Below are 12,575 nucleotides of genomic sequence, written 5' to 3' on the forward strand. Positions count from 1 at the left end.
ATTAGCAGGCGGCCTTTGTATTATCTTTCCAGTGTTTCTAGCTCGTATTCGAAACCACAATCGAGTTCAGAGAGCTCCTTTTCTAGTTTAAAGCGATCTTGAAGTGCTTCAATCTCTCTCCACTTGCGTTTTTTACTTTTTGTTTTCGCTGGGCTTGCTTCAATATCTAGCATGGCAAATAAGTCTGATTTGTCCACTGGGATTCTCCTTTTTATTACCACTACAACAATACAGAGTTTAGTTTTTATTCCCTCTGTACGATTTTGTATCACAGCCACAATTAAAATAAAACAAGTAAATTTACTTTTTATTAACAAATTGTGACAGTGTGATGACACAGGTAGATATCGTCAGTGTGCTAAGCAAAACAGTTGGCAGGTAACATACTTAACAGCGAGTTAGCTTGTACGTTCTTATTTACTGCCAATAAAAACGGCCGGGGGTAAGCCGGCCGTTCAGTTATTATTTGCACCAAATCTGAGTGATTACTTCACTCGAACTTCCTTATTTTGGTGCATTCGCTGCTCTGAAACGGGCAATCAATTGTTGGGTAGATGCATCAAAACTTTCTTCTTCTGCATTTCCCTGAATGCCTGCTAGTACTTGGTTGCCCAGCACTTTTCCTAACTCTACGCCCCATTGGTCGAATGAGTTAAGGTTCCAGATAACACCCTGAACGAATACCTTATGTTCATACATTGCAACTAGTGCGCCAAGTGTCTTAGGCGTAAGGCTATCAAACATTAAGGTGTTACTAGGTTTGTTACCCGGCATCGTCTTGTGCGCCGCCAAACGAGTGCGCTGCGCTTCGTCTAAGCCTTTACCTTCTAGGTCTGCATAACACTCATCAAAGGTTTTGCCTTGCATAAGCGCTTGCGCTTGCCCAAAGCAGTTTGATGCTAACATCGCATGGTGTGTGTCATCTTGGTTAGGCACGTTCAGTGGTAACATAAAGTCGGCGGGAATAACCCCCGAACCTTGGTGAATAAGCTGATGGAAGCTGTGTTGGCCGTTAGTGCCTTCACTACCCCAGATAATAGGGCCTGTAGCGTAATCTACCACTTCGCCACTTTGAGTGACTTGTTTACCATTACTTTCCATATCAAGCTGCTGTACGTAAGCTGGTAGGCCACGAAGGTAGTGATAATAAGGTAATAGCACCTGAGATTGCGCATCGAAAAAATTACGATACCACACGCCCAAGAGGCCAAGTAGTACAGGTAGGTTTTGCTCTAATGGTGCTGTTCTAAAGTGCGTGTCCATGTCGAACGCGCCTTCAAGTAAGCCTTTAAAGTTATCAAAACCCAAAGCTAATGAAATAGGCAACCCAATGGCTGACCACAACGAATAGCGACCGCCAACCCAATCCCACATAGGGAAAATGTTATCTTCTGCTATTCCAAATTCAGTGGCTGCTTTTACGTTTGAAGACACGGCAACAAAGTGCTTCGCGATATCTTCTTGCGTACCGCCAGATTTCAAGAACCAAGCTTTGGCAGAAAGGGTATTCTGCAACGTTTCTTGTGTAGTGAATGACTTAGAAGACATCACAACAAGGGTTTCTTCATGATCGAGTTTAGTTAACACATCATGGATATGGCAGCCATCAACATTCGCTACAAAATGAACCTTAACCGTCTCAACCGTATGAGGTTTCAGGGCTTCAGTCATAATTTTGGGGCCAAGAAAAGAACCCCCAATACCAATAGCAACAATATGCTTCACAGCTTTACCTGTGTAACCTTTGTGCTCGCCACTGTGAACTAATGCCGTGAAGTCGCGAATTTTATCAAGGGTGGCACGTACTTCTGGCATAACGTCTTCGCCATCAACCATGACAGGTGAATCAGAAAAGTTACGTAGTGCCGTGTGAAGAACCGCTCGTCCTTCAGTGCTGTTAATTTGCTCGCCGTTAAACATGGCGTCGCGGGCTTCATCTAGCTTACACGCACGGGCTAAATCAAACAGTGCACCTAACGCGTGTTCGTTTACGCGGTTCTTAGAGTAATCAAGAAAAATGCCGCACGCTTCTAACTGCATTTTTTTAGCACGTTTAGGATCGGCGATAAACCAATCACGCATGTGTGCGTCTTTTATCGACGCTGCAATTTGATTAAGTGCTTGCCATTGTGGCAATGATGTCAGTGTACTCATTTACTAATTCCCTATGGTTTATGCACTTAACTTTTCACGAAGCATCACTTCAAGCTTGTCTTGGTCTGCTGCGAAATTGCGGATACCTTCAGATAATTTCTCTGTTGCCATAGCATCTTGGTTCATTTCCCAGCGGAATTCAGACTCGGTCAGACGATCGCCAGGAGTTTTTGTCGCGCCGTTATCTTTAAGCTTCACAGTAAGCTCGCCAGGTTCATTGGCAAGTTCTTCTAATAAAGCTGGGCTGATCGTTAGGCGATCGCAGCCCGCTAGCGATTGAATTTCGCCAATGTTGCGGAAGCTTGCGCCCATCACTACCGTGTTGTAACCATGTTCTTTGTAGTAGTTATAAATACTGGTAACCGACACTACACCTGGATCTTCATCCGCAGAATATTCAGTTTTACCGGTCGACTTTTTGTACCAATCTAGAATACGGCCTACAAACGGTGAAATTAGGTATGCGCCTGCTTCGGCACAAGCACGTGCTTGGGCGAAGCTAAATAATAAAGTTAGGTTGCACTGTATGCCTTTTTTCTCAAGTATTTCAGCTGCTTGAATACCTTCCCAAGTAGATGCCATCTTAATTAAGATGCGTGACTTATCGATGCCGGCATCCTGGTAAAGCTGAACAAGACGCTCAGCTTTTTCTACCGTGGCATTTTTGTCGAATGATAAACGGGCATCTACTTCAGTCGAAATACGTCCTGGAATAGAATCTGAAATCTCTTTACCAATAGCAACAGCAAGTTTGTCTGATGCATCAATAAGCTGTTGTTCGCTATCAGATGATTGTAGTTTAGCCCATGCTACTGAGTCGTCGATTAGGCTGGCATACTGAGGCAAGCTGGCGGCCTTTAACAACAATGATGGGTTAGTTGTTGCATCTACTGGCTGGTATTTTTTGATTGCGTCGATATCGCCGGTGTCGGCAACAACCGTGGTGATCTCACGTAACGAAGCTAGCTGGTTGCTCATAATTCTCTCTAATCTTAAATTAAAAAACTCGGACGAATTGCCAGAAAGGCAGTTCGCGTAAAGCGGTTCGCTTTCGCGTATGTAGGGCTTAACGGTTTGATAGATTCAAACGTTTGCGTATTTGGGTATAGTTATACCAAACCCGTGTGACAATTTATAGCGCAGACACGGTAAATACTGGCTAATCGGATTTCTCTGTTAACTTGATTTAAGGGTTTTTAACGGTAAATTCAACCTCAACTTTTTCACAGTGGTATAATGAAGCCAGAAAAAGATAAGGAGTCGAAGATGTTAGTTGTAGTATCCCCAGCGAAAAACCTAGATTTTGAAACCCCCATTAAGGTGGATGATTTCACGCAGCCTACCATGCTTCAAGACACTGAGCGTTTGATGGAAGTGTGTCGTACCCTTTCGCCAGCCGACCTTTCTTCATTGATGAAAATTAGTGATAAATTAGCCACACTTAATGCTAATCGATTTGCTGAGTTCTCTACCCCTTTCACTGCTGATAATGCGCGACAAGCCATGTACGCATTCAATGGCGATGTATACACAGGGCTAGACGCTAATACATTAAGTAATAAAGCAGTGAGCTATGCGCAAGACCACTTGCGAATTTTGTCAGGCCTTTATGGGTTGTTACGCCCATTAGATTTAATGCAAGCATACCGTTTAGAAATGGGTACCAAGCTAGCTAACCCTGAAGGTAAAGATCTTTATGCGTTTTGGGGTAGTCGCATTACACAGGTTCTAAATGACGCCATGCAAGCGCAGGGTGATAACGTTTTAGTGAACCTTGCTTCTAATGAGTACTTCAAGGCCGTTAAGAAAAAAGAACTTGAAGGTATGGTGATTACACCCGTCTTTAAAGACTATAAAAACGATCAATATAAGATCATCAGCTTTTTTGCCAAAAAAGCTCGTGGATTAATGGCAAGATATATTCTTGAAAACGAAGTGAGTGATGTGGAAGGGTTGCAGGCTTTCGATAGTGAAGGTTATGTTTATAGCGAGTCACAAAGCACAGCCACTGAGTTAGTCTTTTTACGTCGCCAAGACGCATAAGTTGTTTGCACCGCGTTTTGGTTTCAATATGGCTTTATGCTGTTAAATTGAAGTATTTTTAAACGGGGAGCACGCAATGTATACACTTTATGGATACCCGAAAACTCGCTCGGTGAGGGTGGCATGGGCTTTAGAAGAAATTGGCTTACCTTACGAGTACAAGGTGGTGAATTTAAAAGCCGGTGAACATCTGGGGTCAGCGTTTAAAACACTTAACCCGGCCACTAAAATTCCTGTATTAGTCACTGAGGAAGGTGCGCTTTCCGAGTCGGCAGCCATTGTTACTTTTTTAGCTGAAAAGCACGCAATGGAAGAATTTATACCTGCACCCGGTACTTTCGCTCGCGGACTGTATGAGCAAATGATGGTATTTGCTGTTACTGAATTAGAGCAGCCATTGTGGAGTAAAGCAAAACATACCTTCGCTTTACCTGAGCAGCATCGTATTGTCCAAATGCAAGATACAGCGGCATGGGAATTTGATCGAGCGTTAACGGCTTTCTCGCTACTTCTTAACGACAAAGAGTATGTGTGCGGAAGCTTATTCACAATGGCTGACATTGTGACAGCCCAAGTATTGTCATGGGCTAAAGGTAGCGACCTTGATCTTAAGTTCGACAATGTGAAATCGTACGCTGAAAGGGTGTTATCTCGCCCAGCTTATGAAAAAGCATGGCGTAGAGAGATGGCACAGTTGTCTAATGCTGATGCTTAAGACTGCTTTATGAGTCAGATGTTGGTCGCTCATTTTGATAGTCGATGTAGAGCGAGTTAGCCTGCGGTTAAATAGTCAGCCCAGTTTTGCGCTATTAGGCATAGGCTTGTCGGGGCTGACTAACACCACACCATCTTCACGATAGAAACCTGTTACCAAGCATTCTGACAAAAATGGGCCTATTTGCTTGGGCGGAAAGTTAACTACAGCCACAATTTGCTTTCCCAACAATTCTTCAGCTAAATAGTGTTCAGTTATTTGGACACTGGATTTACGGGTTCCAATATCCTCTCCAAAATCAATAAGTAGTTTGTAAGCTGGCTTACGAGCCTCAGGGAAATCACTGACTTAAATAATAGTTCCTGTTCTTGATTCAACCATATCAAAGTCTTGCCACGGAATAGTGTCCATCACATCCTCCTAGTTTCTGCCTAATTGCTTATTCAAGCCAGCATAAAGGCTGTCGCCAACAACTAAGTTGCAGATAAGCCGTAATTAGTGGGTAAATAGACACTAATTGCAAAATTGTTTCGTTCATGGACACCCACCTTTTCGATATCCTACGTGCTGTCAGATTCGCAATTCAATTTATAGACACCCACATATTTGGAAGATTTACGAGTCTACCTAAGCTAGGTTCGTTCATAGTCCTGAAATCGAGTCCTGAAATCGGACACCCATCCTTTTTGGCTAGTGGCTGACTCCCAAACATCCACAAATACAGGGCTCACATTAAGAATCTCACCAATGGGCTCAAAAATGGACACCCACACATATTTTTAATATCGAACCCTCCTTTACATTTCACCACTACATATTGAGCAATCGTTCTCCACAATCAAATGAATGAAATGAAAGTATTTTGTAATTAAATTGTTTGAATGTTAAATTGGTATTACATTAATTCTTGGTTGGTAATGTTTTCTGGTATTTTAAATCTGCTCCTAAAAGCGACCGTGATGGTTTATTGGTAATGCCATGGGTTGTTTTTACGGAGGAGGTACGTATCAAGCAAGTACCGCATAAGAAGTACGCTTAACATATTATTACAGAGGTTTTTTATGAGAGCTTTTCCTCAACGAGTAAGTCGTAGCAATGCGGCTATGTTGCTCCTACTTTCAGTATTCAGTGTTGGTGCTATTGCGGATGACGTTCCCGCTGATAAATTTGATTTGAGTGAGTGGAACATTACGTTGCCGACTGATGAAAATAATGATGGGAAGCCGGATAGTGTTTCAGTTAAAGACATCCAAGATTTTTCCCATCCTGACTTTTTTTACGTAGACGAAAAGGGCGGTATGGTTTTCACGTCTCCAAACAAAGCGCTGACAACCGCGAATTCAAGTAATACGCGAAGTGAACTGCGCCATATGTTACGCGGAAAAAGCACACGAATTAAAACTAAGTCTCCTAAGAACAACTTTACTGTAGCGAGTAACCCTATAGCGAAACGCTTCGGACGAGTAGGGGGCAAGATGGAAGCTACGTTAAAAGTAAATCATGTTGCTCTACGTGCGAAATATCCTGAAAAAGCGCCAGCTTATTCCGTAGTTATTGGTCAGATACATGCCAGCAAATGGGAGAAAAAGGTAAAAGGTTTTGGTTGGGGGAACGAGCCGCTTAAAATTTATTACAAAAAATGGCCTAACCATGAAAAAGGCTCGGTATTTTGGACTTACGAAAGAAACCTTCCAAAAGATGATGCTAATCGAAGAGATATAGCTTACCCAGTGTGGGGCAACTTATGGACAAACCCTGAAGATCCAGGGGAAGCTGGACTAGCTTTGGGCGAAGCACTGAGCTACGTAGTGAATGTGCACGGTGATGTGATGTATTTAACCTTCGAAGCTGAAGGTCACGAAACCGTTGAATACAAAATCAACCTCGCCAATGCTGTAGATGCTTACGGTAACCTCGATGAACACGACCATCCATACGGTTACACTCTAGATTGGAATTACTTTAAAGCGGGTGCCTATAACCAATGTAGTACTAAAGACGATCCAGGTTTCTGGTATCCGGCGTGTTTAGGTACAGGCAGCTGGGAAGAAGATAAAGCAAATGGCGATTACGCCAGTGTGACGTTCACACGATTAGAAGTAGGGGAGAGCGTTGCGCCAAAAACTAATCATGGTGAACAAGCTAAAATTGGTGCCACGCTAAACGAAAAAGTAAGTATGAGTGTTAGTGAGGTTCCAGCCAATGCATTAACCGCTATCAAAGCTATTGAGCCATCTTTTACAGTAAATGAAGTGGAAAAAGAGCTAAAACATGGCAAGACTTATCTTGATGTTGAAGGTGTATTAGCCGACGGCAGAGAAATTGAGTTTGATATGCTACAAGTGGCTGACGAATGGAAAGTAGTTGAAGTACAAAGAGACATTGTGTGGTCGCAGTTGCCTGAGAATGTTAGTGGGGCATTAAAACAATCTTCACCTGATTTCGAAGCCAAACGCATTATTGAAAGTATTCAGCATGGCACTGGCATAACTGTTTACGAGTTTTACGCTGTAAACAGCCAAGGGAAGGAGTCTCGCAAAGAAGTGAAGGTAGAGGGCGGCGAAGCAGTTGTGCTGACGAAAGAGTGGCAGCACTAAGCAAGCGTAAAAACTGAACGTTTTGCGACCAATTGCCGTGATCTTGCTCGTGCACTTATCTACAGTATGTAATTCATTCTGTTAGGTTCTTAGGAGAACACAGTGCAACCTGGGCTTTTTTCGTTAAGTTTAGCGGTCAGTGACATTGCCATCTCGAAGACGTTTTATGAAACACTTGGTTTTGAGGCTATGCCGTCATGCGGTTCGGTGGAAGAAAAATGGGTGATCATGAAAAGTGGGCAAACCATGATTGGTTTGTTCGAGGGCATGTTTGAAGGCAATGTTTTAACCTTCAACCCCGCTGACGTGCGCGAACTCGAGCAGCGCTTAATGGACAAAGGCATTGAAATAGATGTACCAGTCAAAGGCGAAGAAGGGCCGGGGCATTGTGTGGTGAAAGACCCAGACGGCAACACTATTATGTTCGACCAATTTTAGTAAACATTTAAGAAATATGAGAAATATTAAGAAGGGAAGCTAATTAGTTTCCCTTCTTTTTTATAAAACTAAACTGGGACACAACTAAACTGGGACACCCACCCTTAAGTACCAATCTTTAAATTTTAGCAGCTAGCTCAGCACCTTGGCGAATAGCTCGCTTCGCGTCTAGTTCAGCGGCAACATCTGCCCCACCTATAATGTGGACACTCACACCGGCAGCTTCCAATGGAGCCTGCAAAGGCTTGAACGGTTCCTGTCCCGCACACACGATAACGTTGTCTACGGCTAAGCATTTAGGTTTGTCATTTATTAGTACATGCAAACCTTCATCATCAACCTTTTCGTAACTTACACCATTTACCATTTGTACATTATGAAGCTTCAATGATTGGCGATGGATCCAGCCTGTCGTTTTACCTAAGCCCTTGCCAACTTTAGACGTCTTGCGTTGCAGTAAAAATACCTCTCGACTTGATGGAGTATATTTTTTCTCAGTGAGTGCGCCTTCATTGGTATAGTTTTTATCAATCCCCCAATGAGACAGCCACTTATCAGTGTTGAGCGACAGTTCTTTGTCTTCAACCAAATACTCGGCTACATCGAACCCGATGCCGCCCGCACCAACGATAGCTACTTTTTGCCCCACAGGTTTGTGGTCGCGCAGCACATCGATATAACTCATGACTTTTGGATGCTCTGCACCATCGATAGTTAGCTTTCGAGGATTAATACCCGTAGCCAATACAACCTCGTCAAAACCACTTTCAGTGAGAAGTTCACAGGTAACATCGGTATTAAGTGCTACTGTAACGCCGGTGCGCTCGAGTTGATTGCTGAAGTAGCGAATAGTCTCGTAAAACTCTTCTTTTCCAGGTACTTGTTTCGCATAGTTGAATTGCCCACCAAGCTCACTTGCTTTGTCGAATAGGGTGACTTTATGGCCTCTATCAGCAGCATACATAGCGAATGCAAGCCCTGCAGGACCAGCCCCCACCACTGCAATCTGTTTACTATGCGTTACCGGAGTAAAGGTAAGTTCTGTTTCATAGCAGGCCTGAGGGTTGACTAAACAACTAGCACGCTTTTGTTCAAACGCATGATCTAAACATGCTTGGTTGCACGCAATACAAGTATTAATTAACTGGGACTCATTGCGCATCGCTTTAGCTACAAACTGAGAATCGGCTAAAAAAGGCCGTGCCATAGATACCATATCGGCATGGCCGTCGGCTAAAACACTTTCCGCCACTTCAGGTGTATTAATTCGGTTAGTGGTAACGAGCGGTAGTGATACTTCTTTTTTCATCCGCTGGGTTATCCATGTGAATGCAGCGCGCGGCACCGAAGTAGAGATAGTTGGCACACGTGCTTCATGCCAACCAATACCTGTATTGATAAGCGTAGCACCGGCTTTTTCTATCTCTTTTGCAAGATAAACAACATCATCCCATTTTGCGCCACCTTCAACCAAATCCAGCATTGATAGACGATAAATAATGATGAAATCAGTGCCCACCTTTTCACGGATACCTTTGACAATATCAACTGCTATTTTCACCCTGTTTTCTAGACACCCACCCCATTCATCATCTCGATGATTAGTTCGCTTCACTAGAAACTGATTAATTAAATAGCCTTCAGAGCCCATCACTTCTACGCCATCGTAGCCAGCTTCTTTCGCAAGGGCCGCGCAACTTATGTAATCTTTAATTGTGGATGTCACAGCTTTTGAGGATAAGGCGCGAGGTTTAAACGGCGTAATTGGAGATTTCATAGGGGAAGCAGATACTGCAAGCGGATGATAACCGTAACGACCAGAGTGCAAAATTTGCATACAAATTTTACCACCTTCAGCATGCACGGCTTCAGTAATTACTTTGTGTTTCTTAGCATGACGTTTGGCTGTCATTCTGCCAGCAAAAGGAGCTACCCAGCCTGAAATGTTGGGGCTAATCCCACCCGTTACGATAAGTGCGACGCCGCCTTTAGCTCGTTCTGCGTAAAAGGCTGCAAGCTTGTCAAAACCGCCTTTTTCTTCTTCTAGGCCTAAATGCATAGAGCCCATTAACGTACGATTTTTTAACGTGGTGAAGCCAAGATCTAAGGGCTCAAGTAAGTGAGGGTATGCGTTGGTCATGGTTATTCTCGTTATAATTTTTATTCGGACAGCCACAAACTTGCCCGACCAGTATCTTAAGATTATTTACCAGTATGCTTTGAGGGTAAAGGATTGAGCTATAAAAAATCGAAGATATTGTTAAGACACCCATAGTTTTAAGCACAAATTTAAGCACTACGACATAGGTAAATTAAGGTTTTCAGGATCGATACCGAACATTGGTGAGGCAAAAGGGTGCAGCGAATACTCACTTAAAACTAAAAGTTTTAAGTGTGGCAAATATTAAGAAAAACTTGTGATTGATCTGATTTCAGTGCACCTGGCTGCACGCTATTTTAATGAATTTGATCTATTTAGGTGATATTAACCCGTTCTAGAGAGGGCTAGCTTTCGCTGGGCAATTGAAAGGCCAATAGAGTTCGAAAAGATATCTTCAATTCCAATGACCATACGATTCCAGTTTATTTGCGATAAACCGGTACGTTGTAAAATTGGCGAGGCATTGGGGAGCATGTAACCGGGTTTGCCAGTGCTAATTTGCCTAGCAGTTTCATCGACCAAAGTTAAGTAATCTGCTAAATTAAACGACAACCCCCTTAAAGCTGTCGAAGAGCTTCCCACTAAAGGTTTGAGGAACGTTGGTTGCACCCCAAATTGCGCTGCCTCTATTCGATGCTTAATGCTGGTGAATTCAGATGTTTCTGGCGTTTTTGAAATTCCCACGCGTAGTGGATTTAAATCTACGTAGGCCATACACGCCGCCAATGCGGCTTCATCAAGTAGAGCCTGCGATTTAAATCTTCCTTCCCAAAAACGCCCAGTGCACTCATCCTCCTTGTTAGCTTCACGAGCAATAAACTCATTAAGTAACCTCATAAACCAACTGATATCGTACAACCGTTGTCGATATATATTTGCTGTCGATATGATGGTTGTTATCTGAGCTTCTGTAAGTGAGGCTCGCTGTGCGGGCTGCATATATTGCTGGGTTAATACAGTGCCCTTATGCAGTGAATGCCAACGCCTTAATACTTCCTCGGTGGTCCACGACAACGCTTCGTTTCTATCTACATGTAATACCAAGTGGGTATGGTTACTCATTACTGCATAGGCACATACATCAATTGAAAATACGCTCGTTAACGCTATGAGCCTATCTTCAACCCACTGGCGTCGATGCTCGTAACTCTTCCCCGAGTAACGGTCTGCACCACACAAAAATGCTCGCCTCACACACCGAGATACGCAGTGATAGTAAGGTGTGTTCTGTAAACAAATTAGTGACTTTCTAGGGCTTGGCATAAGTGAGCTCAATCTCAAAATAGTGATTAAGATACTGAGCTATCTTTCAGGTTAAATATACTGAACAAGAGGATAGTTCGGATGGGTGTCCAAGCTTTTAGCGCGCATAAAAAAGGGCGAGTTTTCACTCGCCCTTTGGTGTTTTTACACAATCACATCACATGTTTCATGCTTTTGGACTTACGCTAAACCCTAACCATCAACAAACATTTCTTGTTTAAAATTCAAGGTTTGCATGGTATTTCCGCGTTGAACATCAATACTAAACCGATAGTTTTCTCTGTCTCTAAAAGGCAGCACAGCTAGGTAATAAATAGCATCGCCTTCTTCTACCTTCTTAAAGGTGAGTGTCTTAGTGGTGCCTATCAAGTTTTTAGCAGTACCTGAAACAGATACGCGTTGAGCGGTTCCTGTTACGGCGTCTAGCACTGAAATATTGACCAGGGCGTTAAACTTACTACGAACTATGCCATAAGAGGCCGCAACTTCTGGGGTAAGAAAAGGAGTACTCACTACCATGTAATGCACATCCCACTCACCTAGCTGTTGCTTTTGCTCGGCGTGCGATGAGCTACTTATAATAAGTAATAAACTACCCAATAGACCAAAAAATAACGTACTGATTTTTTTCATGTTTTCACCCAACATTTTCAGCTTAAAAGAACCTAAAGGTGTCTTGAAGCAGCAATTGTAAAAACTGTAGCCCAATAATGGCAATCAGCACCGATAAGTCTAGACCACCTAATGGCGGTATAACTTTTCTAATGGGGGCTAAGAACGGCTCAGTGAGTTGATAAAGCAAGTAGTCGATAGGCGTTTGGCCTTGGGATACCCAACTTAGAATCGCGCGTAAAATTAACACCCAGAACATGATAGAAAGGGTTTCTTTTACTACTTCAATCAGTGCAACAATTACAATACCTACCGGATTCAAACTCCCACCAACCATCAGTGAAAGCGTAATTATTTTCAACGCCGCAACAACTAACGCTAGCACGAAGGTAGCCGTGTCGAAGCGGCCAATCGAAGGGATTATTCTGCGCAACGGCCCCACGATAGGGTGCGTGGCCTTTACAATAAACTGGCTCATAGGGTTATAAAAATCAGCCCTAACCAGTTGCAACCATAGGCGTAAGATAACCACCATTAAATACAAACCAAATAGTGTATCTACCAGAAAAACCGTTGCATTCATGTTTTGATG

10 protein-coding genes and 2 pseudogenes are annotated in these 12,575 nt (G+C 43.1%); 4 read left to right on the top strand and 8 right to left on the bottom strand.

Annotation, left to right across the window (positions count from 1 at the left end):
- Window positions 1–20: 20 nt before the first annotated feature.
- The 3 genes from R1T43_RS05230 to tal form a co-directional block, all read right to left on the bottom strand.
- Window positions 21–197: a DUF3545 family protein gene (locus R1T43_RS05230; RefSeq protein ID WP_013782890.1), complete on the bottom strand. Its 177-nt coding sequence runs from the start codon at window positions 195–197 to the stop codon at window positions 21–23.
- Window positions 198–504: 307 nt separating this feature from the next.
- On the bottom strand, window positions 505–2,154 hold the full coding sequence (gene pgi, locus R1T43_RS05235; protein WP_317353598.1) for a glucose-6-phosphate isomerase: 1,650 nt from the start codon (window positions 2,152–2,154) through the stop codon (window positions 505–507).
- An 18-nt stretch (window positions 2,155–2,172) separates the two neighbouring features.
- Entirely contained in the window at window positions 2,173–3,132 is a 960-nt protein-coding gene (tal, locus tag R1T43_RS05240) for a transaldolase (protein ID WP_317353601.1), read from the bottom strand.
- Between the two features lie 288 nt (window positions 3,133–3,420).
- Between tal and yaaA the strand changes: the two genes are divergently transcribed.
- Window positions 3,421–4,197, top strand: coding sequence for a peroxide stress protein YaaA (gene yaaA / locus R1T43_RS05245; protein WP_061997874.1), 777 nt, complete (start codon window positions 3,421–3,423; stop codon window positions 4,195–4,197).
- 76 nt (window positions 4,198–4,273) lie between these two features.
- Window positions 4,274–4,912 (top strand): glutathione S-transferase family protein, encoded by a 639-nt coding sequence (locus R1T43_RS05250; RefSeq protein WP_317353605.1) that lies wholly within the window; start codon window positions 4,274–4,276, stop codon window positions 4,910–4,912.
- A gap of 75 nt (window positions 4,913–4,987) precedes the next feature.
- Here the strand turns inward: R1T43_RS05250 and R1T43_RS05255 are convergent.
- A pseudogene (locus R1T43_RS05255) lies at window positions 4,988–5,248 on the bottom strand (tRNA-binding protein); the annotation flags it as partial.
- A gap of 767 nt (window positions 5,249–6,015) precedes the next feature.
- Here R1T43_RS05255 and R1T43_RS05260 point away from each other — a divergent pair.
- Window positions 6,016–7,032, top strand: a pseudogene (locus R1T43_RS05260) (polysaccharide lyase family 7 protein); the annotation flags it as partial.
- Window positions 7,033–7,611: 579 nt separating this feature from the next.
- A complete protein-coding gene (locus R1T43_RS05265; protein WP_317353608.1) occupies window positions 7,612–7,947 on the top strand; it encodes a VOC family protein in 336 nt (111 codons plus the stop codon).
- Window positions 7,948–8,065: 118 nt separating this feature from the next.
- Here R1T43_RS05265 and R1T43_RS05270 read toward each other — a convergent pair whose 3' ends face one another.
- From R1T43_RS05270 to R1T43_RS05285, 4 genes are all read right to left on the bottom strand, one after another.
- Window positions 8,066–10,087, bottom strand: coding sequence for an NADPH-dependent 2,4-dienoyl-CoA reductase (locus R1T43_RS05270; RefSeq protein WP_317353613.1), 2,022 nt, complete (start codon window positions 10,085–10,087; stop codon window positions 8,066–8,068).
- A 345-nt stretch (window positions 10,088–10,432) separates the two neighbouring features.
- Complete coding sequence (locus R1T43_RS05275) at window positions 10,433–11,287, bottom strand: transposase (protein WP_410549000.1); 855 nt, start codon at window positions 11,285–11,287, stop codon at window positions 10,433–10,435.
- 276 nt (window positions 11,288–11,563) lie between these two features.
- Window positions 11,564–12,004, bottom strand: a complete 441-nt coding sequence (locus R1T43_RS05280) for a DUF4426 domain-containing protein (protein WP_317353617.1) — start codon at window positions 12,002–12,004, stop codon at window positions 11,564–11,566.
- 22 nt (window positions 12,005–12,026) lie between these two features.
- Window positions 12,027–12,566, bottom strand: coding sequence for a YggT family protein (locus R1T43_RS05285; protein ID WP_013782901.1), 540 nt, complete (start codon window positions 12,564–12,566; stop codon window positions 12,027–12,029).
- Between the last annotated feature and the right edge of the window lie 9 nt (window positions 12,567–12,575).

It is taken from the genome of Alteromonas sp. CI.11.F.A3 (assembly GCF_032925565.1).
Lineage (GTDB): Bacteria > Pseudomonadota > Gammaproteobacteria > Enterobacterales > Alteromonadaceae > Alteromonas.

Coding starts and splice junctions, on each gene's coding strand:
- tal (WP_317353601.1), bottom strand. CDS start 3,132: ATGAGCAACCAGCTAGCTTCGTTACGTGAGATCACCACGGTTGTTGCC.
- pgi (WP_317353598.1), bottom strand. CDS start 2,154: ATGAGTACACTGACATCATTGCCACAATGGCAAGCACTTAATCAAATT.
- R1T43_RS05285 (WP_013782901.1), bottom strand. CDS start 12,566: ATGAATGCAACGGTTTTTCTGGTAGATACACTATTTGGTTTGTATTTA.
- R1T43_RS05280 (WP_317353617.1), bottom strand. CDS start 12,004: ATGAAAAAAATCAGTACGTTATTTTTTGGTCTATTGGGTAGTTTATTA.
- R1T43_RS05270 (WP_317353613.1), bottom strand. CDS start 10,087: ATGACCAACGCATACCCTCACTTACTTGAGCCCTTAGATCTTGGCTTC.
- R1T43_RS05250 (WP_317353605.1), top strand. CDS start 4,274: ATGTATACACTTTATGGATACCCGAAAACTCGCTCGGTGAGGGTGGCA.
- yaaA (WP_061997874.1), top strand. CDS start 3,421: ATGTTAGTTGTAGTATCCCCAGCGAAAAACCTAGATTTTGAAACCCCC.